The sequence below is a fragment of the Ruegeria atlantica genome (assembly GCF_013033965.1).
Lineage (GTDB): Bacteria > Pseudomonadota > Alphaproteobacteria > Rhodobacterales > Rhodobacteraceae > Ruegeria > Ruegeria atlantica_D.
Map to the genome: position 1 here is coordinate 157,198 of NZ_WQFE01000010.1, position 24,946 is coordinate 182,143.

The 24,946-nt window shown below is 58.2% G+C and carries 27 protein-coding genes; 11 read left to right on the forward strand and 16 right to left on the reverse strand.

All coding sequences use genetic code 11. From position 1 onward, the window contains the following. The first annotated feature begins 104 nt into the window (after positions 1 to 104). On the forward strand, positions 105 to 875 hold the full coding sequence (locus GOW16_RS17300) for a phosphotransferase family protein (RefSeq protein WP_170417298.1): 771 nt from the start codon (positions 105 to 107) through the stop codon (positions 873 to 875). On the opposite strand, the gene GOW16_RS17305 is transcribed toward GOW16_RS17300, so the two are convergent. The 5 genes from GOW16_RS17305 to GOW16_RS17325 form a co-directional block, all read right to left on the reverse strand. After that, positions 872 to 2,182: an NAD(P)/FAD-dependent oxidoreductase gene (locus GOW16_RS17305; protein WP_170417301.1), complete on the reverse strand. Its 1,311-nt coding sequence runs from the start codon at positions 2,180 to 2,182 to the stop codon at positions 872 to 874. The two genes, GOW16_RS17300 and GOW16_RS17305, sit on opposite strands and share 4 nt — an antisense overlap. Beyond that, complete coding sequence (locus GOW16_RS17310) at positions 2,179 to 2,997, reverse strand: ABC transporter permease (RefSeq protein ID WP_170417303.1); 819 nt, start codon at positions 2,995 to 2,997, stop codon at positions 2,179 to 2,181. The genes GOW16_RS17305 and GOW16_RS17310 overlap by 4 nt, the downstream gene beginning before the upstream one ends. After that, positions 2,994 to 3,884, reverse strand: coding sequence for an ABC transporter permease subunit (locus GOW16_RS17315; protein WP_170417306.1), 891 nt, complete (start codon positions 3,882 to 3,884; stop codon positions 2,994 to 2,996). Before GOW16_RS17315 ends, GOW16_RS17310 begins: the two co-directional genes overlap by 4 nt. Next, positions 3,884 to 5,011 (reverse strand): ABC transporter ATP-binding protein, encoded by a 1,128-nt coding sequence (locus GOW16_RS17320; protein WP_170417309.1) that lies wholly within the window; start codon positions 5,009 to 5,011, stop codon positions 3,884 to 3,886. Before GOW16_RS17320 ends, GOW16_RS17315 begins: the two co-directional genes overlap by 1 nt. Positions 5,012 to 5,080: 69 nt before the next feature. Further along, positions 5,081 to 6,166, reverse strand: a complete 1,086-nt coding sequence (locus GOW16_RS17325) for a polyamine ABC transporter substrate-binding protein (RefSeq protein ID WP_170417311.1) — start codon at positions 6,164 to 6,166, stop codon at positions 5,081 to 5,083. Between the two features lie 140 nt (positions 6,167 to 6,306). Between GOW16_RS17325 and GOW16_RS17330 the strand changes: the two genes are divergently transcribed. After that, positions 6,307 to 6,990, forward strand: a complete 684-nt coding sequence (locus GOW16_RS17330; RefSeq protein ID WP_170417315.1) for a GntR family transcriptional regulator — start codon at positions 6,307 to 6,309, stop codon at positions 6,988 to 6,990. A 75-nt stretch (positions 6,991 to 7,065) separates the two neighbouring features. Continuing rightward, positions 7,066 to 8,463 carry an aspartate aminotransferase family protein gene (locus tag GOW16_RS17335; RefSeq protein ID WP_170417318.1) on the forward strand — a complete coding sequence of 466 codons (1,398 nt, stop codon included), beginning with the start codon at positions 7,066 to 7,068 and terminating at the stop codon, positions 8,461 to 8,463. Between the two features lie 128 nt (positions 8,464 to 8,591). Here GOW16_RS17335 and pyrE read toward each other — a convergent pair whose 3' ends face one another. The 3 genes from pyrE to GOW16_RS17350 all read right to left on the reverse strand — a co-directional run bounded on the left by pyrE (position 8,592) and on the right by GOW16_RS17350 (position 11,329). Next, positions 8,592 to 9,128 carry an orotate phosphoribosyltransferase gene (pyrE, locus tag GOW16_RS17340; RefSeq protein ID WP_170417321.1) on the reverse strand — a complete coding sequence of 179 codons (537 nt, stop codon included), beginning with the start codon at positions 9,126 to 9,128 and terminating at the stop codon, positions 8,592 to 8,594. A gap of 125 nt (positions 9,129 to 9,253) precedes the next feature. Beyond that, positions 9,254 to 10,552, reverse strand: a complete 1,299-nt coding sequence (locus tag GOW16_RS17345) for a lytic murein transglycosylase (protein ID WP_254429829.1) — start codon at positions 10,550 to 10,552, stop codon at positions 9,254 to 9,256. A 63-nt stretch (positions 10,553 to 10,615) separates the two neighbouring features. Then, positions 10,616 to 11,329: a helix-turn-helix transcriptional regulator gene (locus GOW16_RS17350; protein ID WP_170417323.1), complete on the reverse strand. Its 714-nt coding sequence runs from the start codon at positions 11,327 to 11,329 to the stop codon at positions 10,616 to 10,618. A gap of 83 nt (positions 11,330 to 11,412) precedes the next feature. On the opposite strand from GOW16_RS17350, the gene GOW16_RS17355 reads away from it, so the two are divergent. Further along, entirely contained in the window at positions 11,413 to 12,111 is a 699-nt protein-coding gene (locus tag GOW16_RS17355) for a glutathione S-transferase family protein (RefSeq protein WP_170417326.1), read from the forward strand. Beyond that, entirely contained in the window at positions 12,108 to 12,494 is a 387-nt protein-coding gene (locus tag GOW16_RS17360; RefSeq protein WP_170417329.1) for a DUF1801 domain-containing protein, read from the forward strand. The genes GOW16_RS17355 and GOW16_RS17360 overlap by 4 nt, the downstream gene beginning before the upstream one ends. Here the strand turns inward: GOW16_RS17360 and rnr are convergent. The 3 genes from rnr to dapE are packed head-to-tail and all read right to left on the reverse strand — an operon-like array spanning position 12,485 to position 16,508. Next, positions 12,485 to 14,743: a ribonuclease R gene (rnr, locus tag GOW16_RS17365; protein WP_170417331.1), complete on the reverse strand. Its 2,259-nt coding sequence runs from the start codon at positions 14,741 to 14,743 to the stop codon at positions 12,485 to 12,487. The two genes, GOW16_RS17360 and rnr, sit on opposite strands and share 10 nt — an antisense overlap. A 46-nt stretch (positions 14,744 to 14,789) precedes the next feature. Then, entirely contained in the window at positions 14,790 to 15,365 is a 576-nt protein-coding gene (locus tag GOW16_RS17370; RefSeq protein WP_170417334.1) for a TIGR04282 family arsenosugar biosynthesis glycosyltransferase, read from the reverse strand. 3 nt (positions 15,366 to 15,368) lie between these two features. Further along, positions 15,369 to 16,508 carry a succinyl-diaminopimelate desuccinylase gene (gene dapE / locus GOW16_RS17375; RefSeq protein ID WP_170417337.1) on the reverse strand — a complete coding sequence of 380 codons (1,140 nt, stop codon included), beginning with the start codon at positions 16,506 to 16,508 and terminating at the stop codon, positions 15,369 to 15,371. Between the two features lie 207 nt (positions 16,509 to 16,715). Here dapE and GOW16_RS17380 point away from each other — a divergent pair, with 207 nt between their 5' ends. After that, positions 16,716 to 17,774: a transporter substrate-binding domain-containing protein gene (locus GOW16_RS17380; protein WP_170417342.1), complete on the forward strand. Its 1,059-nt coding sequence runs from the start codon at positions 16,716 to 16,718 to the stop codon at positions 17,772 to 17,774. Here the strand turns inward: GOW16_RS17380 and GOW16_RS17385 are convergent. Beyond that, complete coding sequence (locus GOW16_RS17385) at positions 17,771 to 18,115, reverse strand: hypothetical protein (protein WP_170383855.1); 345 nt, start codon at positions 18,113 to 18,115, stop codon at positions 17,771 to 17,773. The genes GOW16_RS17380 and GOW16_RS17385 overlap by 4 nt on opposite strands. Before the next feature lie 116 nt (positions 18,116 to 18,231). On the opposite strand from GOW16_RS17385, the gene GOW16_RS17390 reads away from it, so the two are divergent. Further along, positions 18,232 to 18,567, forward strand: a complete 336-nt coding sequence (locus GOW16_RS17390) for a cupin domain-containing protein (protein ID WP_170417346.1) — start codon at positions 18,232 to 18,234, stop codon at positions 18,565 to 18,567. A gap of 52 nt (positions 18,568 to 18,619) precedes the next feature. On the opposite strand, the gene dapD is transcribed toward GOW16_RS17390, so the two are convergent. The 3 genes from dapD to GOW16_RS17405 form a co-directional block, all read right to left on the reverse strand. Further along, positions 18,620 to 19,447 (reverse strand): 2,3,4,5-tetrahydropyridine-2,6-dicarboxylate N-succinyltransferase, encoded by an 828-nt coding sequence (gene dapD / locus GOW16_RS17395; protein ID WP_170417349.1) that lies wholly within the window; start codon positions 19,445 to 19,447, stop codon positions 18,620 to 18,622. Positions 19,448 to 19,556: 109 nt separating this feature from the next. After that, complete coding sequence (locus GOW16_RS17400; protein ID WP_170417352.1) at positions 19,557 to 20,156, reverse strand: GntR family transcriptional regulator; 600 nt, start codon at positions 20,154 to 20,156, stop codon at positions 19,557 to 19,559. A gap of 44 nt (positions 20,157 to 20,200) precedes the next feature. After that, positions 20,201 to 21,118 (reverse strand): serine/threonine dehydratase, encoded by a 918-nt coding sequence (locus GOW16_RS17405; RefSeq protein ID WP_170417355.1) that lies wholly within the window; start codon positions 21,116 to 21,118, stop codon positions 20,201 to 20,203. Positions 21,119 to 21,197: 79 nt separating this feature from the next. Between GOW16_RS17405 and GOW16_RS17410 the strand changes: the two genes are divergently transcribed. Then, the gene (locus GOW16_RS17410) at positions 21,198 to 22,040 is read left to right on the forward strand and encodes a TIGR00730 family Rossman fold protein (RefSeq protein WP_170417358.1); all 843 of its coding nucleotides are present in this window, start codon (positions 21,198 to 21,200) and stop codon (positions 22,038 to 22,040) included. A gap of 3 nt (positions 22,041 to 22,043) precedes the next feature. Then, positions 22,044 to 23,141: a cystathionine gamma-lyase gene (locus GOW16_RS17415; protein WP_170417361.1), complete on the forward strand. Its 1,098-nt coding sequence runs from the start codon at positions 22,044 to 22,046 to the stop codon at positions 23,139 to 23,141. Here GOW16_RS17415 and GOW16_RS17420 read toward each other — a convergent pair whose 3' ends face one another. Beyond that, a complete protein-coding gene (locus GOW16_RS17420; RefSeq protein WP_170417364.1) occupies positions 23,142 to 23,525 on the reverse strand; it encodes a hypothetical protein in 384 nt (127 codons plus the stop codon). 158 nt (positions 23,526 to 23,683) lie between these two features. Between GOW16_RS17420 and GOW16_RS17425 the strand changes: the two genes are divergently transcribed. Beyond that, on the forward strand, positions 23,684 to 24,601 hold the full coding sequence (locus GOW16_RS17425) for a DnaJ C-terminal domain-containing protein (protein WP_170417367.1): 918 nt from the start codon (positions 23,684 to 23,686) through the stop codon (positions 24,599 to 24,601). Then, entirely contained in the window at positions 24,598 to 24,942 is a 345-nt protein-coding gene (locus tag GOW16_RS17430) for a hypothetical protein (protein ID WP_170417370.1), read from the forward strand. Before GOW16_RS17425 ends, GOW16_RS17430 begins: the two co-directional genes overlap by 4 nt. Positions 24,943 to 24,946: the final 4 nt, after the last annotated feature.

Consider the following 24,946-nt stretch of genomic DNA (forward strand, 5'->3'; position numbering starts at 1 on the left):
CTGCACTGGTAAAGCTCCTGCCCGCCCTGACCCGCCCTCCTTCTGATCTGGTTGACGATCTGTGCGCCCGAGGCCTTGTTCAGCCCGGCGCAGAGTTTCAGACTTTGTATGGGGGACGCACAAATCAGGTCTGGAAAGTGCTGGGCGGCAGCGGCGACAAAGTGCTGAAGCTGTACCGCGCAACACCGCGCAATCCGCTGTTTCGCAACGATCCCGAACTCGAAGCGCAATGCTTGCGCGCCCTTGAGTCGACCGGATTTGTGCCTCGGCTGCGCGCGACAGGAACGCATGATACCGGCCATTGGGTGTTTTATGATCACGCTCCGGGAGCACCGTGGCAAGAGGGACCTGAGGGTGTCGCTCGGTTGCTGCGCGACCTGCACAGGCTTGATGTTTCGGTTCAGGCGCCGAACGGCTGCAACGGCAGCCGGGATCTGGCGGAACATGCCGAACGAATTCTCAGCGCCTGCACCTCTGATACACGTGCACGGCTCGCGCAACTTCGCCCGGCGGGCTATGTGCCCGCGACTAAAAAGACATGCCTGATCCACGGCGATACCGTGGCCGGAAACATCCTTGTCGCACCGACCGGGTTAACGCTGATCGACTGGCAGTGCCCGGCCCTGGGCGACCCGTGTGAGGACATCGCGATGTTCCTGTCCCCCGCCATGCAGCGGCTTTACCGGGGTGCACCATTGAGTAGGAAAGAAGAAGAGCAGTTTCTGGCCGCGTACGATAACACCGAAACAGTCGCTCGATACCGTGAGTTACGCCCGTGGTATGCATGGCGCATGACCGCATACTGTTTGTGGCGCATTGAAAACGGCGCTGCAGATTATGCCCAAACGCTCGAAATGGAAATCGCTGCTCTTTAGAGTGACAACCGATCCGCGATTGCCATTGCCGCGTAGGCGGGCGGCATCAAAGCGCGTCGCCAGAAACCAAGGGGAAACCGACCCGGCGGCTGAGCAATCGGTGCAGGCAGCTCGGTCTGTCGGTCCAAAACCACGCTACCAAGGGCACGGCCACAATACGTCCCCATGGCGACGCCGTTTCCGTGATAGGCAAAGGCGGCAAACATTCCTGGCTGGTCTGGAACCGGCCCGACATAAGGCGTCAGACTACGCGACAGGCACACCATTCCGGACCACGTATGAGTCACATCCACATCTTTCCATTGCGGAAACATGCTCTGAAAGTCCCAGTGCATTGTCCGACGAATGCTAGTTTCGGCCCGGGGGGACGATCGCAATCCGCCGCGCATCCCGAACAGGAACCGCCGATCAGGCATCAGGCGGAAATAGTGCAGCAGGTTTCGGGTGTCATAACAAATCTGCTTCGAAGTCCATCCCTGCGCCTGCAACTCAGCATCGGTCAAAGGGCGGGTCACCAAGACCGTCGATTGAGTGGGTAAGTATCGCCCCGATAGCCACGGCGGCATATCCTCACTAGAGTACCCGTTCGTGCATATCAGCACATTCGTGGCACTGACATGACCTGATCCAGCCTGAACATCAAACCCAGCCCTTGTTTTCCTGATGTTCTCAACCGGCGATCTCTGGAATAACCGAACGCCGCGCTCTTGGGCTGCGCTGGCCAAGCCAAACAAGTACTTTCGTGGGTTAAGTCCGAACCCAACCGGATTTGTATAGCCACCAAAAAAAGCACCGCCCAAACCTAAACCCCGCAAGTCGTGGGGTTCGTGCAGAGTGCCTGATCCCTCTGCCTTACGCCGCAGTTTGTCCATCGCCCGTGCCGAATGCGCAAGTTGGGTTTCCCCCTTCGAATGGGTGTCGGCGTCGATCCCATGCTGCTCCAGCAAATCTGCCACAAGCTGAACGGCGTCTTGTTCCGCCTGTTCGTAGGACTGCGCGGCCTCGGCCCCAAACTTCCGGACCAGAGCGTTGTGGCTTAATTTGGATCCTCCGAGACAGCAAAACCCGCCGTTGCGACCCGAAGCCCCCCACCCCGGAGTTACGGCTTCGAGCACCGCGACGGTCGCACCCGCCTCAGCCAGATGCAGTGCTGCCGAAAGCCCTGTGAAGCCGCCACCGACAATGGCGACATCGACAGTCAGGTCACCTTGCAGGCTCGACCAATCCGGGGCTGAAATCGTCTCGTCCCACCAACAATTCTGACGCGGACCTGGGCCATAGGTATAGTCCGGAAACAGGCGTTTCATTCGGTACGTGCAGCGGCAAGCTCATCCTGCTTTTGCCGCACCATTGCGCGTTTCGTCACCAATGAGGCAGCTATGACGCCAACTGTAACGACCGCAATCATGATGGTGGACAAGGCGTTGATCTCGGGGCTGACGCCCAGACGCACAGCTGAGAATATCTTGATCGGCAGCGTTGTGGCCGACGGGCCCGAGGTAAAGGACGCAATGACCAGGTCGTCCAGCGACAGGGTAAAGGCCAACAGCCATCCCGAGATGACCGCCGGGGCAATGATCGGCAGTGTCACAAGGCGAAATGCCTGCGCGGGCGAACATCCCAGATCCAGTGCAGCCTCCTCCAGCGATTTATCAAAGGTCACAAGGCGCGAGGAGACGACGACCGATACAAAGCACATCGAAAAGGTCGTGTGGGCAAGAACAATTGTCAGAATGCCCCGGTCCAGGCCAATGCCAATAAATAGCAGCAGCAACGACAGGCCCGTGATCACTTCGGGCATCACCAGCGGCGCATATATCATTCCGGAAAACAATGTCCTGCCGAAAAACCGCCCGCCACGAACCAGTACATAAGCCGCTGCCGTGCCTAGGATCGTCGCCAAAGTGGATGAGAACACAGCCACCCGGATCGTCACCCAGGCCGCATTCAAAAAGGCCTCGTTCTGGGCAAGTTCTCCATACCATTTGGTCGAGAACCCGGCCCAAACTGTGACAAGCTTGCTTTCGTTGAAGCTGTAGATGATCAAGATGACCATCGGGATGTAGAGGAAGGCAAATCCCAGTGTCAAAGACACCGTGTTGAACCAGCTTAGCCTGTTCATTGCCCGGCCTCCGTCTGTTTCTGCTGGTTGCGCTGGAACAACACAATCGGGATCACGAGGATCAGCAACAGCACCACCGCAACAGCGCTGGCAACCGGCCAATCGCGGTTCGAGAAGAACTCCTCCCACAACACCTTGCCGATCATCAGTGTGCCGGATCCACCCAGCAGCGATGGGATCACGAACTCACCAATCACCGGGATCATCACCAGAAAACACCCCGCAATGATGCCGGGGCGTGACAATGGTATGGTCACCAACCAGAAGGCCTTTAGACGCGAACATCCCAAATCTTCGGCTGCTTCGATTAGCGATTCATCCATGCGCTCTAACGACGAATAGATCGGCAGGATCATGAAGGGCAAATAGGTGTAGACGATCCCGATATAGACCGCCGTATTGGTATTCAGAATGGTCAGCGGGGTCGAGATGATGCCCAGCCACAGCAGAATCTGGTTCAGATAGCCTTCGTTACTGAGGATACCCATCCACGCATAAACGCGGATCAGGAAAGAGGTCCAGAATGGCAGGATTACCAGCATCATCAGCGTCGGACGCCATTCCGTTGGCGCGCGGGCCATGCCGTAAGCAATCGGGTATCCCACCAGCAAAGTCAGAACAGTTGAAATCAACGCGATCTTGACGCTGGACAGGTAGGCTTTCCAGTAAAGGTCATCCTCGGTCAGCCAGACGAAGTTTTCGAAATCCAGTTGGCTGAAAAAGTCGGTTATCCCGGCCCAGCCCTGCGACAGGTCCAGTGTCGGAGTATACGGCGGGATGGCCAGTTCGACGTCGGACAGCGAAATCTTCAGTACTATGAAGAACGGCACCAGAAACAGGGCCAGCAGCCAGACATAAGGGATGGCTATCAGAAGGGCGCGGCGCATCAGTTCGCCAGCAAAACCGCAGCCGTGGCCGTCCATGACAGCCAGACCGGGTCTTCCCATGTGAACGATCGGCGCGAGATTCGGCGCGTGTTGGCCGATTGCGCCTTGATGATCGTGCCATTTGCCAGTTCGACGTGATAGGTGGACAGATTGCCCAGGTAGGCAATGTCATGCACCTTGCCCTGAACCGCATTGATCGCGTCTGCTGGGCGGTCGGCCGAGATTGTCACCTTCTCGGGCCGGATCGCCAGATGGCAGCTTTGCCCATTCGTAAAGCCTGTCGAGGAGGTCGCAGTAAGCGGCGATTGCCCTTCGGCCCAGTCGACCTGATAGGTTTCATCCCCATTCGCGGTTGCACGGCCTTCGATAATGTTCACGTCACCGATAAAATCCGCAACGTAGACTGAGTTCGGGTTCTCATAAATCCGATCGGGGGTCGCCACCTGCATCAGCTTGCCCTGATCCATCACGGCGACACGGCTGGCAACAGTCATTGCCTCTTCCTGGTCGTGGGTCACAATCACAAATGTGGTGCCGGTCTTTTCCTGAATGTCCATCAGCTCGAACTGGGTGTCCTGACGAAGCTTTTTGTCCAGCGCGCCCAGGGGTTCATCCAGCAACAGAAGTTTTGGCGCCTTGGCCAGTGACCGTGCCAATGCCACACGCTGCCGTTGTCCACCTGAAATCTGATGCGGTTTGCGGCGGGCGAATTGTTCCAGCCGTGTCAGGCGCAACATCTCTTCAACGCGGTCTTCAAGGTCCCGCTTGGGCATGTTGTCCCGGCGCAGACCGAAGGCGATGTTTTCCCAGATGCTTAGATGAGGAAACAGGGCATAGGACTGGAACATCATGTTCACCGCCCGTTTGTTTGGCGGAATCGGATCAATGTCCTGCCCGCCCAGCATGATGTGGCCATCGGACGGTTTCTCAAACCCCGCAAGCATACGCATCATCGTGGTTTTGCCGCAGCCCGATGGACCCAGCAACGCAAAGAACTCTTTTTCAAAGATATCCAGCGACAGGTTGTCGATGGCCGTAAACCCACCGAAACGCTTTGTCACATTCTGAAATTGGATCAGTGGTTTCGCCTGTGGATCTTCCCACGGCGCAAAGACGGTAGTGTTCAAAACGGCCCCCGTTCGACAAGCTGACTGGATGGGTAAGGCGGTCAGTCCGCCTTACCCAGACACTACGGATCAGGTGCCTGATTTGATCTTGGTCCACAGACGGGTCACGGTCCGCTGGGTTTTTGCCGGATAGGGCGTTGTGATGTAGAGATTCTGCATCGTGGCATCATTCGGATAGATTGCCGGATCACCAATCACGTCTTCCTCTAGGAACTCCTGCGAAGCCTTATTGCCATTGGCGTAGTACACATAGTTCGATGCGGCGGCCATGTTGTTGGCGTCCAGAATGAAGTTCAGGAACTGATGTGCACCTTCGGGGTTCGGAGCATCCGCCGGTATCGCCATCTGGTCGAACCACATCAGCGACCCTTCCGCGAAGGGGTGGTATTCGATTTCCACGCCATTGTCGGCCTCTGCCGCACGGTCCCGCGCCTGCAAAATGTCACCAGACCATCCAACTGCCACACAGATATCCCCGTTTGCCAGCGCATTGATGTATTCCGAGCTGTGGAATTTCTGGATATGCGGGCGAACACCTAGAAGAACTTCTTCGGTCTTGCCGATGACATCCTTGTCATGGCTGTCCGGGTCTTCACCTATGTACTGAAGTACCATTGGAATGATCTCGGATGGCGCATCCAGGAAATGAACCCCACACGAGGCCAGCTTTTCCATGTTCTCAGGTTTCAGCACCAGATCCATGCTATTCAACGCAACATCGTCGCCCAGCGCTTCTTTGACCTTGGCCACATTCACACCGATGCCGGTCGTTCCCCACATGTAGTTAATTGAATAGGCGTTGTCCGGATCGTAGCCGGCGGTACGTTCCTGAATCACATCCCATAGGTTTCCTGAATTCGAAAGCTTTGCTGCGTCCAGTTCCTGAAATGCACCGGCCTGAATCTGGCGCTGTAGAAACGTGCCTGACGGCACAACCACGTCATAGCCCGAGCCACCGGCCAGCATCTTGGTTTCCAGAACCTCGTTGCTGTCGAACACGTCGTAGATCAGCGTCAGGCCTGTCTCTTCTTCAAATTTCTTCAGCAGATCCTCGTCGATGTAGTCGGACCAGTTATAGACGCGCACTTCCTCGGCAAAGGCCGCCGAAGTCCCCAGCGCGACGATTGCTGTCATCGTCAGCGTTTTGATTGACATATTTCTCTCCCTGCAAGTGTACGGGTATTTTCCCGTTTTTTTGGATTTGATCAAGTTTTGCGTTTTCCCCCGATCCATCGTATGGTTTCACGAGGTCAGGTTTCTGGCAAGACAACACTACGGGAAACAGGGTAAACCACTTGGATTTGATCAAAAATAAAGCATCCGGTACCAAAGTGGATGAAGGAAAACAGCCGGCGCATGAACAGGTGTACCAGACCCTCAGATCGCAAATCATGTACGGCGAGCTGGTCCCGGGGCAACCTGTCACGATCCAAGGATTGACTGATTCGCTGGGTGTTGGAATGACGCCGGTGCGCGAGGCGATCAGGCGGCTGATTTCAGATGGTGCTTTGGTGTTTCAGGGCAATCGCCGTGTCAGCGTACCGCTGTTGTCCAACGCCGACGTAGAACAGATGATCTTCGCCAGAATATCAATAGAATCAGAACTTTCCCGCCGCGCCACCTCTGCGATGAAACCCGCAGATATTGACCGGCTGGAGCGTATCGATCAGCGATTGGATCAAACGATAACGGATGGCGACGTCAGTGGATATCTGCGTTTGAACCATCAGTTTCACGAAACGCTTTATGCCTATGCGCATGCTCCCATTCTCAACGATCTGGCAGAGCGGCTGTGGCTGCGTTTCGGTCCGTCCCTACGTGTCGTGTGCGGTAGATTCGGAACCCACAGCCTGCCGGACCGGCACAAGGACATCATTGCGGCCCTGAGGGCACAAGATGCGGAAAAGGTGGCAAAAGCGACCGCGCAGGACATCGAACAAGGCATGGAACTGATGTCGGATGCTCTGATTCGAGCCTGAATCATGCCGATTCGATTGACAGCAAAAAATTTGATCATATTGTGATTGGCAACCGCTCTTTCAGGAGATTCTCTGATGTCGACAATCACCAATCATATGCCGACCGCCGAATTGCAGGCGCTGGACGCGGCGCATCACATGCACCCGTTTTCCGCTAACGGATCGCTGGCGCAGGAAGGCGCACGGGTCATTACTCGGGCAAAAGGTGTGTACCTGACCGATAGTGAGGGCGAAGAGATCTTGGACGCGATGGCCGGTCTTTGGTGCGTCAATATCGGCTATGGTCGCGACGAACTGGCCGAGGTCGCAGCCCGCCAGATGCGCGAACTGCCCTATTACAATACGTTCTTCAAAACGACCCATGTTCCGGTGATCGCGCTGGCAGCAAAAATCGCCGAACTGGCTCCGGGCGATCTGAACCACGTCTTCTTTGCCGCCGGAGGGTCCGAGGCGAACGACACCAACATCCGTCTGGTCCGCACCTACTGGGCCGAGAAAGGCCAGCCTGACAAGAACATCATTATCAGCCGCCATAACGCCTATCACGGCTCATCCGTCGGCTCGGCGTCACTGGGCGGTATGGCCGGCATGCACGCGCAAGGCGGCATTCCGATCCCCAACATTCATCACATCAACCAGCCGAACTGGTGGGCCGAAGGCGGCGGCATGTCGCCCGAAGAATTCGGTCTGGCCCGGGCACGAGAACTGGAAGACGCTATTCAGGAACTTGGCGAGGATCGCGTCGCCGCCTTTATCGCCGAACCTGTGCAGGGTGCGGGCGGCGTGATCGTCGCGCCGGATACATATTGGCCCGAGATTCAGCGTATTTGCGACAAGTACGAAATTCTGTTGATTGCTGATGAAGTGATTTGCGGTTTCGGCCGCACCGGCAACTGGTTTGGCTCCGAAACGGTCGGGATCAAACCCGATATCATGACCATCGCCAAGGGCCTCAGCTCTGGCTACGCGCCCATCGGCGGGTCGATTGTCACCGATGAGATTGCCGAGGTGATTGGCGGAACCGAGTTCAATCACGGCTACACCTACTCCGGTCACCCGGTTGCTGCGGCGGTCGCGCTGGAAAATCTGCGGATTCTCGAAGAAGAGAAGATCGTCGACCATGTGCGCGACGTGGCGGCGCCCTATCTGAAAGAAAAATGGGAGGCTCTGGCCGACCATCCGCTTGTTGGTGAGGCCAAGATCGTTGGCATGATGGCCTCGATCGCCCTGACGCCCGATAAGAACAGTCGCGCCAAATTTGCGTCCGAGCCAGGAACAATTGGCTACATCTGCCGCGACCGCTGCTTTGCCAACAACCTGATCATGCGCCATGTGGGCGACCGCATGATCATCTCACCGCCGCTGGTTCTGACCCCGGCGGAGATCGACGAGATGTTCGTGCGGATTTACAAGTCATTGGACGAGGCGCAGGCCGAGATTATCGAACAGGGGCTGATGAAGGCGGCCGCGTAAGAGCAGACACAGAACTCGAAAAAGTAACGTGGCGGCCCGTTGTGGCTGCCACTTTATTTACGAGTGGCCTTGGCATCAATTGGGCTATATTAATTGACCAATCCCCGACCTGTTGACTTTTTGCCTATTCAACGCTCCAGATCTGCCCGTTCAAACACGGGATTCACGGGTAGCCCTGGCACCTTCTGTATCTTCGGATTTCCTTCACCTCGCCAGATGGCACACACTACCGCCAAAATTTCGGCCCCTTCAGCCGTGGCGAGGCGGTGAGCGTCGGCCACGGCCCCACCGGTGGTGATTACATCTTCGATAAACGTCACCTTCTTTCCGGTAATCTCTTGTCCTTCGATAGCACGGCACGTGCCATAGGCCTTCGCCTGCTTTCGAACGAATGCTGCCGGTAGACCGGTTTCAAGCGAAATCGCGGTCACCAGGGGAATTCCCCCCAGCTCCAGCCCGGCGATAACTTCGGTTTCGGAGGGCAAAAGAGCACTCATCTCGTATGCCAGCGGCTTCAAAAGAAGCGGATCACTTTCAAATCGGTACTTGTCGAAATACCGGTCTGCAGTCTGCCCAGACCGAAGCAAGAACTCACCCTCAAGTATCGCGACTTCGGCCACGCGCCGAGCGAGAGAAGAAAGTGATCGGATGTCAGGACTCGTCATCGCCTACTCCAAAGAAAATCAAACGCTTGGGTGGTAAAGGAATGGCGTCTTCTTGTCAGCAATCAATTGGCACATTCGCTCGTGACACAATGTGTGAGCCCCCGGGCGCAACCGGACACTCTTGGCTAACGCAGCCGCTCCAAAAGTTTCAAACTCGCGTACCCATCCGGCAACAACCCCTGCGCCAACTGATACGCCCGAACCGCATTGACCGTGTTCGGCCCAGTGCGCCCGTCGATGCCTTGCGTGTCGAATCCAGCGTCGGTCAACCGCGTTTGCAACTCCTTTTTCTCGGTAAAGCTCAGCACCCGATCACTGCGCGGCCATTCGGCCTGAAACGGCGCGCGTCCGGCCAGACGGTCAGATAGGTGGCCGATTCCGATTACATAGGCGTCGGCACCGTTGTATTTCTCTATGACTTTGAAATTGTCGAAAATCATCAGGGCAACGCCCTGCCCTCCGGCCGGTAACAGGATTGCGGCTTGGCCATGATCCGAGATTGGAGTGCCATTCGTCGATGCCACACCGCGTGCGGCCCATTCCGACGGCATCAGCGTGTGATCCCGCCTCGCCGTGGAATAGTCGAACCCTTTGGGCAATGTCACTTCGACACCCCAAGGCTGCCCTTTGGTCCACCCATGCCGCTCCAGATAGGCGGCGGCTGAGGCCAGCGCGTCGGTCGGATCGTCCGACCAGATATCGCGCCGTCCGTCCCCGTCGAAGTCAACCGCATGGTCAAGATATGAAGTCGGCATGAACTGCGTATGCCCCATCGCCCCGGCCCAACTGCCCATCATGTTGCGCGGGCTGACATCGCCTGCCTGAATGATCTGCAATGCGGCGATCAGCTGGGCTTCGAAAAACTGAGCGCGCCGTGCGTCAAAGGCCAAAGTCGCCAAAGATCGGATGGTCTGGTCATTGCCCCGAAACGTCCCGAATGAAGTTTCCAGGCCCCAGATCGCCGTCACGACCTCTTTTTCAACGCCATACCTGGCTTCGATGCGGGACAACGCATCGCGGTAACGCCCTAACCCGGCGCGGCCGTTTCTGATGCGCGCCTCCGAGACGGCAGAATCCAGATACTCCCAAATGGGTTTTGAAAACTCCGCCTGACTGCGGTCGCGCCGGATTACGTCCTTGTCGTAGGTCACGCCCGCCAGCGACCGATCCAGAGTTGAGGTTGATATGCCCTGCCCTACAGCCCGTTCTCGAAATGCTCCAAGCCATGCCTGAAACCGCGCGTTTCCTTCCGTCGACACCCGGTACTCCTTAGCTGAGGGTCGTAATACTGGCCGGATGGATATCGCCACGCCTGCTGATGCCAACTGAATGGCCTGCGATCCGCCCAGTGTATTGATAGATTCCGCCTGCACAATGGATGCCCATAATGCGGCGGTCATAACGCCACCTATGCATTTACGCATTCCGAATTTTCCTGGTTACTGCTCGACTTCAGAGTACCGCAGAATTGGCGTTTTCCAAAGCGTTCAGCTTGCCCCCTCGCGATCTTTTGCTTTGTGCTGTGCACGAATCCGGGCAAGAGCCTCACGCAGCAAAGGGATACGGTTTGGCCTAAAGCTTTCACCTGTCACGGACATTTCGCGTATCCGGTCCAGGCGGAAGACACGAAAATCTTGCCTCAGATGGCACCAGGAAATCAGAACGCTGGATCGATCCATGTAGACGATACTCAGCGGGTTCACCTTGCGGCGTGTATCGTCGCCTTTGGCATCAGTGTAAGCGAACTCGATTGTGCGTTCGTCCCACGTGGCCTGCCGCAAGTCGGCTACCGTGATGGTGGGCTTGGCCGGGCGGTCAAAACGCGTGGCCGTCAGTACTGCATGGGACAGGCGATGCGATTGGCGCTGCGGCAACCGCCCCTGCAATTTTCGCAACGCATTGCCCGCCGCGTCCGCCAAACCGGGATCGCCAATGGCCTGAACCTCTCGCAGCCCCAAAACAAGCGCTTCAAGCTCATCATCAGTGAAGCCAAGCGGTGGCAGTGTTGCGTCTTCGATCAGGGTAAAGCCAAAACCGGCCTCGCCATCAATCACTGCTCCAAGCCCACGCAACGACTCGATATCGCGATGAACCGTGCGTGGCGAGACGCCCAGATCCTGCGCCAGTTGTTGGGACGTCTTGGGCGAAGGGCCAGAGCGCAGTGCTTGCATCAATTGGAACAGACGGGCGGTTCGGGACATAATGCAGGTTAATCTAAACCTGATGACAGAAACTGTCATCAGGCAAAGGTATCCCTCGGGCATCCCTGATACTGGAGCCCCCGATGCTGACCCTTTTGATCTACCCTTCTGCCTTCGGCCTGTTCAGCGCCAGCCCCTTCTGCGTCAAAGCCGCATATATGCTGGAGCACGCGGGCCAGCGCTGGCAGCGGTCCGATATGCTGGACCCCCGCAAAATGCCCCATCAAAAGCTTCCAGTTCTGCGTACGCCAGAGCGTCTTGTCCCGGACAGCGACCTAATTCGCGATTGGCTTGAGGCGCAGGGCGCGGACTTTGACCATGGGCTCAGCGACATACAAAAGGCGCAGGCGCGGGCACTGATCCGCATGGCAGAGGAACATATCTATTTTCAGGTCGTGATGGACAGATGGGCCAATGACGAGGTCTGGCCAATTCTGCGCGACACCTTCTTTTCGGTCATTCCCGCTTTGATCCGCACACCTGTTTCGAACTCCATCCGGAAAAAGGTTGTTCGGGGCTTGGTGTTCCAAGGTGTCGGTCGTTTCTCACTTGCTGAGCGTCAGCATCGATTGGAGCGGGACCTTGAAGCGATATCCGCTTTTCTGTGGCAATCGCCCTTCCTTCTGGGTGACAAACCGACCTCTGCTGATATGAGCGTTGGCCCCATGCTGGCCGCAATGCGCGCGACACCGGCGGAAACACCGCTGACCCGGCGGATCAAACAGGATAGGCTGCTGAGCGACTATGTCGACCGAATGGAACAGGCGATACCGCTACCATGACACCTTTTAACGACCCTGCCGTGCAGGCCGCCTTTGATGCGTACCCCGAAGATACCCGGTCGGGCGTGCTCGCCCTGCGTGAGTTGGTGTTTTCAACAGCCGGGACATTGCCCAAAGCACAGCCATTGAATGAGGCGCTGCGGTGGGGTCAACCCGCCTATCTGGCCCCAAAGGGCTCGACGATCCGACTGGGCGGACACAAAGCGGCGTCTTTTGCACTTTTCGTTCACTGTCAGAGCCGATTGATGGGTGATTTCACCACCGCCTTTCCAGGCGAAGATCGGATCGATGGCAACCGGGCCATCTTGTTTGATGACCCGGATCAGATCGGCGAGGCCCGCCACGGCTGGCTTATCGCTCGAGCGCTAACCTATCACCTTTGACGGCGTTTGCGTTCGACTTTGCGCTTGATCTTGTCCTTCTTGCGCTTGGTGCTGACCGCCTTGCGCCGTGTACCCCGCTTGGCAGGACCGCGCCCGCGCGGCAGCGCCTGATCGTCGATGGACAGCAATTCCAGTTCCAGCCCACCGGTGACGGGTGTGGCCTCGGTCAGGCGCACGGTGACACGCTGACCTATCGCAATGATCAACCCGGTGTCCGAGCCCATCAACGTTCCGGCTTCGCGGTCAAAATGGAAAAATTCCCGCCCCAGCGACCGGACGGGCACCAAGCCATCGGCACCGGTTTCGTCCATCTTCACAAACGCGCCAAACCGAGCGATACCACTGATGCGGCCAGAGAATTCGTTGCCCACACGCTCGCTCAGATAAGCGGCGAGGTAACGATCCGTTGTATCCCGTTCCGCCATCATCGAGCGACGCTCGGTGTCCGAGATATGGGTTGCCGTTTCATCAAGGCGCGCGATTTCATCCTCGGTCAACCCGTCGTCACCCCAGCCATGCGCCGTGATCAGCGCCCGGTGCACGATCAGGTCGGCATAGCGTCGGATAGGAGAGGTAAAATGCGCATAGTTGCGCAACGCCAGCCCGAAATGGCCAAAGTTTTCCGGATTGTAATAGGCCTGCGCCATCGAGCGCAGGGTCGTCAGATTGATCAGCTCTGCATCCTCGGTTCCTGCAGCCGCGTTCAATAGCGCATTCAGGTGTCGGGTCTGAAGGACCTGCCCCTTAGCCAAATTCAATCCAGCAGCCTGAGCCGTCTCTCGCAGGCTTTCCAGCTTCTCTGGCGCCGGTTCTTCGTGCACACGGAACAACAGCGGGCGGCGTTTGGAAATCAGGGTCTCGGCAGCAGCCACATTGGCGAGGATCATAAACTCCTCAATCAGCTTGTGCGCATCTAGCCGGTCACGGAAGGCCACACTTTGAACCTCGCCCGCGTCGCTGAGAACGATCTTGCGTTCTGGCAGATCCAATTCCAGCGGCTGCCGTTCCGCCCGCGCTTTCTTGAGTGCGGCATAGGCGTAGTAGAGCGGCTTCAAAACAGGCTCTAACAATGGCCCTGTGCGGTCGTTGGTTTTGCCGTCGATGGCGTCTTGCACCTCGGCATAGTGCAGCGACGCGGCCGAGCGCATCAACCCACGCACAAAACGATGGCCGATCTTGTTTCCATCCGCATCAATCTGCATCCGCACGGCAATACAGGCCCGCGGGACGCCTTCGTGCAGCGAACACAGATCGCCTGACAACCGATCCGGTAGCATCGGCACAACCCGGTCAGGGAAATAGCTGGAATTGCCACGCTTGCGCGCCTCACGGTCCAGCGCGGTGCTGGGTTGCACATAGGCGGCGACGTCGGCAATGGCGACCCAGATCACATGCCCGCCGGGGTTCTTGGGATCATCATCAGTATGCGCGTAGCACGCATCGTCATGATCCCGTGCGTCTGAAGGGTCGATGGTCAGCAGTGGCATGTCCCGCAGGTCTTCACGTCCCTTCAAGCCGACGGGTTTTGCCTTGTCAGCCTCGACAATTACTTTGTCAGGGAAATCATCCGGAATGCCGTGTTGATGGATTGCGATCAGCGACACGGCTTTGGGCGCTGATGGATCACCCAACCGTTCCACGATACGCGCACGCGGCAGGCCCATGCGGTTTTTTGGCCCGGCCTGTTCAGCCTCGACCAATTCGCCATCTCTGGCACCCAGCACGGCCCCATCAGCGACCAGCCATTCGGTCTGGCTGGCCTTGTCAATGGGCACGACTCGTCCGCCTTCGGCCCCTTTGCGAAAGATCCCCACGATCTTGCGCGGGTTGGTTCCGATACGGCGGATCAGTCGTGCCTCGTAATTGTGGTCTTCCTCATGCACCACGGTCAGGCGAGCCAGAATGCGGTCGCCCTCGCCTAGTGCCGGATCGCTGGCGCGGGTGACGATCAGAACAATCGGTTCCACCCCTTCGCCATGCCACTCCAAAGGCCGCGCGAACAAGTCACCATCCGCGTTCGGCGCTTTCACCTGCAGCACGCTGACCGGCGGCAAGCGGTCCGGGTCGCGATAGCTGCGCTTGCGCTTTTCAAGATGCCCTTCGGCCTCAAGCTCTTTTAAGATGCGCTTGAGGTCAATCCGATCCGCGCCTTTGATGCCAAAGGCCTTGGCGATATCGCGTTTCGAGGTCAGGGTGGGGTTCGCCGAGATCCAATCGAGGACCTCCTGCTTGGTGGGTATCCGAGTCATACTTCCGGCCTATCACGGGTATGCGACCGCGTCATGACCAAAAAGCTCAGGGATTCAGATCAGCCACCGTATCAACGTCGCGCAGATGGTCCAGCAATCCCACACGGCAACCAGGAACCGACGCCAGCGTATCTGCCAGCGCATGTTCGGTAGACCAGCGCACATTGCGAAACAGGCTTGTCGGTAACGCCTTGTACCGCTGTGCGCCAACCAGCCAATAACCACCGTCCGGCGCAGGACCGAATACGAACTGCGACCGACCCAATTCCCTGAACGCCCGCGCGACATGTGATGGCGTGATCCCCGGAATGTCAGCGCCAATCAGGCAAACCGGCCCCCGCGGCATCCCGCGCAGCATGCGTCCCATGCGATCGCCCAGATCACCACGCCCTTGCGCCGCGCGGGGCAGATCAGCGGGCCAGACGCGGCTGGTCAGGCCTTCCCGATCCGGGGCGACAGCAAGCACAATCTGCCAGCGCGGGTCCCGCAAACGCCGGATCAGCGCGCGTGTCTGATGGCGGAACCACCATGCAGCACCAACCATGCCGATGTCGCGCCCCAGCCGTGTCTTGACCCGGCCCGGGCGGGGTTCTTTCACCATAATGACCAATGTGCGTTGCATGGATCAGGCGAAATAGTCCCGAAGGATGCGTGTATAGATCGCCTTGAGCTGTTCGATCTGCGCGACCTCGACGCATTCATCGACCTGATGCATTGTTCGACCGACGAGGCCAAACTCAACAACCGGGCAGTGGTTTTTGACAAACCGCGCATCCGAAGTGCCACCTGTTGTCGACATTTCGGGCTGAACACCGGTTTCGGCTTCGACCGCTTGCGCGACCAGATCAGACAGGGGACCGGGCGGGGTCAGAAAGCTTTCGCCTGAGATTTTGATGCGAACGTCGACCTCGACCCCATAGGCGTCGGCCACGGCGCGCGCCTCGGCCTGCAACCACTCGCTGAGGCTGGCACCCGAATGCAGATCGTTAAAACGAATGTTCACCGCCCCGGAACATTGCGCGGGGATAACGTTGGTTGCTGCGTTGCCCGTGTCAATGTTCACAACAGCCAAGGTTGAGGCATCGAAATGGTCCGACCCCTGGTCCAACTCGTGGCTGGCCAACTGATGCATCAACCTCGCCATGGCGGGCAGAGGGTTCTTGGCCCGATGCGGATAAGCCGAATGTCCCTGCACCCCGGTCACGGTAAACCAGGCGGTCATCGAGCCGCGCCGCCCAATCTTCATCATCTCGCCCATTGTGTTTGGGCAGGTCGGCTCTCCTACCAAACAGGCGGACATGCGCTCCCCGACCTCAAACATGTAATCAAGCAGTGCCGTTGTGCCATCCACGGCGTCACCCTCTTCGTCGCCCGTGATCGCAAGAATGATCGCCCCATCCGGTGGTGTGTCGCGCACAAAGTCCACAGCAGCAGCAGCAAAGGCTGCCACGCCGGATTTCATGTCCGTGGTCCCGCGCCCGTACATCACGCCTTCGCGGATTTCTGCACCAAACGGGGGCATCGTCCAAGCTGCTTCGTCCCCGACCGGTACTACGTCGGTATGTCCGTTGAACCCAAAGCTACGCGGATGCCCTTTCGGCCCCCAGCGCGCATACAGATTGCTGACATCGCCCCGGTCCGCGCGGGCGCAGTCGAAGCCTGCGCCTGACAGTAGGTTTTCCAGTAATACGAGCGCGCCACCTTCAACAGGTGTGACTGATGGGCAACGGATCAGGTCCGCCGTCAACTTCACCGGATCTGTCATTTCCAGGCCCTTTTGGTTGGTTCATTCGCAGGATCATGCACAGATTCAACGAATTGGGCCAATTGCCAACCCCTGGCCACCGGAATCCGGGCGCTTTTTTTCGCACCTCTCGAATCGATACACTAATAAAACATGGTGGTTTACCTAGCGACCACCTTGCCGTGCCTTTCAAATCTGCGTTAGAGGGCCGCGAAACAGGTGAATTGGATGATACGCGCGCTTCTCGTATGGGTCTGCCTGACTTTCGCCGTTCTTGCACAGCAAAGCCAGGCGCAGACGCTTTCGGTCACGACGGTGACCCGCCCCCCGTTTTCCTATGTCGAGGACGGAGCACAAACTGGTTTTTCCATGGACTTGCTGCAGGCGTTGGCCGAGGCGCTGAATTGGGACTACTCGGTCAACAGGGTCGAGGCGTTCGGCGATATGCTAAGCGCCGTGCAGGATGGAGCTGCCGACATGGCCGTGGCGAATATCTCGATCACGGCTGCGCGGGAAACACGGATGGATTTCAGCCAACCGATATTCGAGGCCGGCTTGCAGATCATGGTGCCCTCGGATGCCGCACGCAGACCTTCGCTGTTACACGCCTTGCTATCGACTGAGCTGTTCATTGCAATTGGTCTGGCCTTCGCGATCCTGCTTGGCGGCGGGATGCTGATGTGGGGGTTTGAGCGTCGCGCTCAACCCTATTTTGACCGCAAGCTGAACGAAGCATGGTTTCCGTCCTTCTGGTGGGCGCTGAACCTGGTGGTCAATGGCGGGTTCGAGGAGCGCATGCCGCGCACGCCGTTCGGGCGGTTGCTAGGCGTCGTCCTTGTCGTGTCCTCGCTGTTCATCGTATCGGTCTTCACGGCGCGTATCACCTCGGTCATGACCGTGGATGCCATCAGCGGCAGCGTGAACTCGGTCAACGACCTTTATGGCAAACAGGTGGGGACGATATCGAATTCGACCGCGGCAAACTTCTTGACTAGGCGCGAGGTCGAGTTTTCCGGCTATGAAAACCTGGACGATATGCTGACCGCTTTCCAGGAAAAGGAACTGGACGCCGTCGTCTTTGACGCGCCGATCCTGTCCTACTATGCCGCCCATGAAGGGCGCCGGATCGCATCAATGACAGGTGGCGTTTTCCTGCGTGAGAACTACGGGATTGCATTCCCGACCGGTTCGCCATTGGTCGAAGACGTGAACCAAGCCCTGCTCGCGCTGCGCGAAGATGGCACCTATGACGAGATTTATCGTAAGTGGTTCGGGGTGCGGAACTAAGCTGGTTCTTCATCCCCGAAAAACGGGGTCATCTGCGCAACAATAACGGCGTTTTCGTCCAAAGCCCGTTGCATCAGGGCGCGCTCATCAGGATCAATTTCATGCCCCTGCGCCTCGCGCTCGGCCAGAGTACCATATCCGGTCACGTCCAGCGGCGCTGTGTCGGCCTGCTTCAGGATCGCGACGGTTTCGCGCACGGCCTCGGCCTCATCCACCCCGCTGGCAAAGCACATCAGCGCCGCTCCGGTCGCACCTTCAGGCAGACCGTCACCGTCTTTGCGGCCAATCTGAACGAGCAACGTATAAACTTGCTGGCGGGACGGTTTCTTTTGCTTTTCCATGCAGGGGGCCATAGCCGTGCACCTGTCCGTGGTCAAGCAGCCAGCCAATTGCAAGACGATGAATGGATGGCCATAGTGGCGTAGCTTTTTTCGCCGACACACCAAAGGACGTTTCTATGACCTATCCTGATTTCATCACAGATTTCCCAAGCCTCGACGTACCTTTCCCCGAGGACGTAGTTCAAACCGCAGTCATCCGGTCAGATGCGGGATTGGTGGCGTTCTTCACCTTCCTGCAGGATTTCGAACTGCCGCCGCATTCGCACAAAGCCCAATGGGGCACGGTGGTTGAAGGCGAGATTGAACTAACTATTGGCGGAGAAACCAGGACTTATCGCCCCGGCGACAGTTACTCGATCCCGTCTGGTGTCGAACATGGCGGAAAAATCAAGGCGGGTTCTCGGGTGATCGACGTGTTTGAGGAGCCCGATCGATATCCGGTCAAAGGATAAAAAAGGGCCGCAGCGAGTTACGCTGCAGCCCCCTTTCACATCTGTGCTTACTTTAGTCGCGCAGCAATTCGTTGATCCCGGTTTTCGAACGGGTTCTTTCATCGACCCGCTTTACGATCACGGCGCAGTACAGGCTGACGTTGTTCTTCGACGGCATCGAACCCGCGACAACCACCGAATATGGTGGTACTTCGCCATACATGACTTCACCGGTTTCGCGATCGACGATCTTGGTCGACTTGCCGATGAACACGCCCATGCCCAGGACCGAACCTTCGCGAACGATACAGCCTTCGACCACCTCGGACCGGGCACCGATAAAGCAGTTGTCTTCGATGATCGTGGGGCCAGCTTGCATCGGCTCCAACACGCCGCCGATACCAACGCCGCCCGACAGGTGAACGTTTTTACCGATCTGGGCGCAGGACCCGACGGTTGCCCATGTATCGACCATGGTGCCCTCGTCGACATAGGCACCAAGGTTCACAAAGGACGGCATCAATACCACGCCCGGCGCAACATAGGCTGACTTGCGGACGACACAGTTCGGAACCGCGCGGAAACCGGCGGCGCGCCACTGGTTTTCACCCCAACCGGCGAACTTGCTGTCCACCTTGTCCCACCAGCCGCCTTCCTGCGGGCCACCGGTCTGGATTTCCATGTCCTTGATGCGGAAGCCCAGCAGAACGGCCTTCTTGGCCCACTGGTTCACGTGCCAGTCACCGCTTTCCAACTTTTCCGCAACCCGTAGTGAGCCGCTGTCCAGCGCGTTCAGCGTATCTTCGATCGCTTCACGTTGTTCCCCAGTGGTGGAGGGCGTGATGGTGTCGCGCGCCTCCCAGGCGGCTTCGATAGCGGTTTCCAGTTGCGCGTTGGACATCGGAGGGCTCCCTGCAGAATCTGTTCACGTTTGTCTGGCCTATACGCAACTGCACCTCGCGGTGCAATGCGACGCAGAAGGTACTATTTGCGGCCAAGTTTATCTGAGATCAGCTTGCGCGGCGGATATGTCGTGTCAGGATGGCTGTTGCCGTAGCCGCATCCTTACGCTTGAGCGCCTGAACGATCGCTGCGTGATCACCATCTGCACGGTGCACCCACTTGGGACGCCAGTGGGCAAACAGGTGACGGGCACCTGCGATGTGCAGGTCATCAATGGCATGCAGCAGGCGGGGCAACCCGCATGGCGTCAGGATCGACCGGTGAAAGGTGCGGTTGCGGGTCTCCCATTCCGGCATCGTTTGTGCCGCGTCGCAGGCAATTCTTGCGTCATCGGCTTCTTTAAGCGCTCCGGGGGTCATGTTCTGCACTGAATGTTGCAATGCCAGAGATTCCAGTGCGACACGCATTTCGACAACCTCGCGAACCTCTGCCGGGTCCAGCGCGGTGACGCGTGTACCGCGGCGAGGTTCACTTTGGGCCAGACCATGCGCCTGGAGACGCAGCAAAGCCTCGCGCACCGGAACATGGCTGGTGTCAAACGCCTTGGCGATGTGATCCTGACGCAGCTTTTCACCGGCAGGCAATTCGCCGGTAATTATTCTGTGGCTTAGATTCTGGTAAATTGTATCGGCGATGGTTGCGGTCATAGATTATCGATAAAAACCTTAACCGCTTTCCACAAGCCGATAATTCACTTCAGAAACGGGTCCGGGGCGATATTGCCACCGCAGACCAGAACCGCCACGCGCTCGCCCGGTTCCGGAGCGTAGGCCCCCGATGCCAGTGCCGCCAATGCGGTTGCCCCGGCCGGTTCAACCAACATGCGATGGGATTGCCACAGTGATATTTGCGCGGCCGCAATTGCCTTGTCTGACACAAGAACTGAGGTCATTCCCTGTGCAAGATCGAAACAGATGGATCCGATCCGCCGCGCGCCCAGCGCATTGGCTGCGATGCCAGACACAGAGACATCTACCGGCGCGCCTGCCTGCAACGCGGCATGTAATGCACAAGAGGTTTCCGGTTCCACCGCCACGATCTTGCGAGACCCGCCAAACCAACCCAAGGCCCCGGCAATCAGCCCACCCCCGCCCACAGCAACCAGTATGGTGTCGGCCTGCAGTCCCTGCGCTTCCCATTCGGCAAAACAAGTGCCCTGCCCGGCCACAGTTGCCAGAGCATCATAAGCGTGGATTTGCATCGCGCCGGTTGCGGCCTCGTGCTCTTTCGCTGCGTTCAGTGCATTGGCGTATTCACCCTGCACCACTGTCAGATCTGCGCCCGTTTGTTTGATCAGGGCAATCTTGGACGAGCCAGCAAGCTCGGGCACGAAGATTTTGGCAGGATAGCCCAGCGCTTGAGCCGCATACGCCGCCGCCGCACCGTGATTGCCGCCCGAGGCCGCCACCACCCCAGCCGCTGGCACGCCCAAACTAAGCAGCGTATTGAACGCCCCGCGCGCCTTGAAGCTGCCGGTATGCTGCATATGCTCCAGCTTCATTTCAATCGGATGATCCAACCCAGATACACGGCTTTCGATCACCGGAGTCACCTGCGCATAACCATTGATCCGGTTTGCGGCGGCAGAAATTTCATTCTTCCAATTCATTCTTGTTCTTCCGTGACTGGCACTCTGCCCGCGAACCCTATAGCTGTTTTAGGGACACGCAAGCAGGGAACCATCATCCATGAGAGAAGACCGCCTCAGCCCTTTCCGCGACGCACAGACCGATCGCTCGACCGCGAGTGAGGTTCCGGACACGCCGCAGACGCGCTCGCCCGCCTATCGCCTTGCCTTTGCGGACGATGATTTCCTGTGCCGGGATGAGCTGCGCCCCGTGCGTCTGCAGCTGGAATTGCTGAAGCCCGAGATGATCATGACAGAGCGTGAGATCACCTCGACCATCGTCATGTTCGGTGGCGCGCGCATTCCTGAGCCGTCTCAGAAACACACTGCGCGCACCCAGACGCTGGCCAATCTGTCGCAATATTACGACGAGGCGCGGGAGTTTGCCCGGCTGATGACCGAGAAATCCAACGAAACCGGTTGCCGCGAGAACGTCATCGTCACCGGCGGCGGTCCCGGGGTGATGGAGGCCGGAAATCGCGGCGCACAGGATGCCGGTGGCTGCTCCATCGGCCTGAACATCGTGCTGCCGCATGAACAGGCACCGAACCTCTATGTAACACCAGACCTCAGCTTTAACTTCCACTACTTCGCCATCCGCAAGATGCACTTCCTGATGCGCGCCCGCGCCATCACCATCTTCCCCGGCGGCTTTGGCACGATGGACGAGCTGTTTGAATCCCTGACCCTGATTCAAACCGGCCGGATGGAGCGGGTACCCTTCCTGCTGTTCGGCCGTGAATTCTGGGAAAAGGTCATCAACTGGGAGGCTCTGGCTGACGCGGGCACCATCTCGGACGAGGATCTGGACCTGTTCCGCTTTGTCGACACCGCGCAAGAGGCGGTCGACATCATCGAGAACTGGGAACCGGCCCCGCCCCGCGACGAAATACCGGGGCGCTGAGCCATGGCCCCGAAGACCGGTCAGATGTTGCACCTGCGCGGGAACACGTTGAGCAAGGGCGACCCGGTGGCGCTGCCTTTGACGCAAAGCAGTATGTATCATCTCCCCGGCGCACCAGACGGGCATCCGACCTATGGCCGGGTCGACAACCCGACTTGGGTGCATCTGGAACATGTCCTGTCCCATTTGGAAGACGCGCCCTGCCTGACCTTTCCTTCGGGCATGGGGGCGATCTCAGCTGCTTTGTTCGCAACGGTGAAAGCCGGATCACGTATACTGATACCGTCTGATGGCTATTACGTGACACGTCTGCTGGCTGACAGGTTTCTGTCCAATCTTGGCGTCTCGGTTACTGAGCGTCCGACGACAGCGTTCGCAGAAGGTGGCTTTGACGGGTTCGACGTGGTCTTTTTGGAAAGCCCTTCGAATCCAGGGCTGGACATGATGGACCTGCCCGCGATCGCCACCGCCGTTCGCGCGGCGGGCGGCCTCACGATTGCCGACAACACGACGATGACGCCACTGGGCCAACGCCCGTTGGATATGGGCATCGACGTGGTGGTGGCCTCGGACACTAAGGCTATGGGCGGCCATTCGGACCTGTTGATGGGTCATGTTGCCAGCCGCAGTACCGAAATCATGGAGCGGATCGAGGAATGGCGGCGCGTCTCAGGCTCGATCCCCGGCCCCCATGAGGCATGGCTGCTTCATCGCGGGCTAGAAACGCTGGATGTGCGGTTCGACCGTATGTGCGCTTCGGCGCAGGTGCTCGCCGAACGCCTGGCACAGCATGGGGCTGTAAGGCAGATCCGCTATCCCGGCCTGCCCGGCGATCCTTCGCATGCGCTGGCAAAGGCACAGACCGTGCGGTTCGGATTCCTGCTGTCGATCACGCTGGATTCGGAAGAAAAGGCCGAAGCTTTCATCAACAGCTGCCCGATGCTGCGCCCCGCCACTTCCTTCGGTGGCGTTCACAGCTCGGCCGAACGTCGTGCGCGCTGGGGCGACGATGTCGACCCTGCGTTCATCCGCCTGTCGGTAGGTTGCGAACCGGTAGAGGAATTGTGGCAGGCGATTGAGACCAGCCTAAATGCGTTGTGATTACTTCTTAGGCTCGCGAAGTTCAGTGAACACGTAGATCGGCAGCACGATGCTGGCGACCAATGCGCCCAGCCAAACGAGCAGTGTTGCCGCCAACAGGTTGGCAATGCCGCCGACGGTCAGCCCGGCCGTAATCAGATCCGTCACCAGCAGACCGACAAATGTCACGATCAGGGCAATCCCACCCTTGATCGAGGGGGCTTTTTTCTCACCCAGTTTCAGGATCAGTGGCTCTGCCACCACCTGCACCAGGGTGAACACGATCACCACGACGATGAATGAAATCGGTTTGATCGCGAACCCCGACAACAACAGCGTAGCAAGCAATAACCCAATGGCATTCCCGGCCAAAAGGGCCAGTGCGGACTTGATTCTGCGCGTCATGGGGTTCTCCGAGAATGATCAATTAGAAACATGCAGATATTAACAGGCCCGGGGGATTTTGCGAGCGGTTTCAAAAGCCACTTCCTTTTGGGTCATTGAAATCGCATGATAAAACACATTCATCAAGATCAGACCCACCCCCATCGACGAGAGATGAGATGAGCGACGATCCCTATACCGTTCTTGGCGTCGCCAAAGACGCCAGCGCCGCCGAGATCAAAAAGGCTTATCGGCGCATCGCCAAGGAATGCCACCCGGACCTGAAACCCGGGGACGCCGAGGCCGAGGCCAAGTTCAAGGCGGCTGCGTCCGCCTATGATCTACTGAAAGACCCGGACACGCGTGCGCGGTATGACAATGGCGAAATTGATGCCTCAGGCCAGGAACGGCCGCAGCAGCAGTATTATCGCGAATATGCCGAGGCCGCCGGGAATCCTTACCGTGGGCGCGCAGCAGACCCGGACGACATGTCCGACATCTTTGCCGAGTTCATGCGAGGGCGCGGTGGATACCAGCAGCGCACGCACGAATTCCACGCGCCGGGCCACAATCGCGCTTACAATCTACAGATCAGTTTTCTGGATGCAGTGTTCGGCGCCAGCCAAAAACTGACCCTCCCCGATGGTGATCGGATTGAAGTCAAGATTCCTGCGGGCATCACCGACGGGCAGACCATCCGCCTTCGCGGTAAAGGCGATCCAGGGTTTGGCGAAGGACCACCGGGTGATGCGTTGGTGACTGTATCAGTGGCGAAGCACCCGGTGTTCGATCGTCAGGGCGACGACATCCATATCACCTTGCCGATCACGATTGACGAGGCCATTCTGGGCGGCAAGGTACCCGCCCCCACCATTGATGGCGGCGTCAATGTCAGTGTCCCCGCAGGCACCAGCAGCGGTAGGACGCTGCGCCTGCGCGGCAAGGGGGTCAAGAAGCGCGGCTCGTCCGATCGCGGCGACCAGCTGATTGAACTAACCGTGGCCATGCCGGACCAGATTGACGATGAGTTGAATCAATTCATGGAGACATGGCGCGAGAGCCACAGCTATGATCCGCGGAAAGGAATGCCGTCATGACCCGCACCCTGACCGAAGAGCAGCTGATCGCGACTGTCACCCGCCTGACCGCTTCCCGCCTGACAGAATATTTGGCAGCTGAGATCGTCATCCCGGAACAAACCGAAGACGGGCTTGTCTATCACACCCTCGACGTGGCGCGTTTGGAACTGGCATGCGAGTTGCACGAGCAATACGAGATGGAACCTGATGCGCTGTCGATGATGATCTCACTGATCGACCAGATGCACGGCCTGCGGGCCGAGTTACGCGAGGTTCTCAATGCGGTGGAATCGCAACCGGAACCGGTCCGTCAAACGCTGATCGAAGTGATAGGCGCCGCACGGTTCGGCCACAAGTGAATCA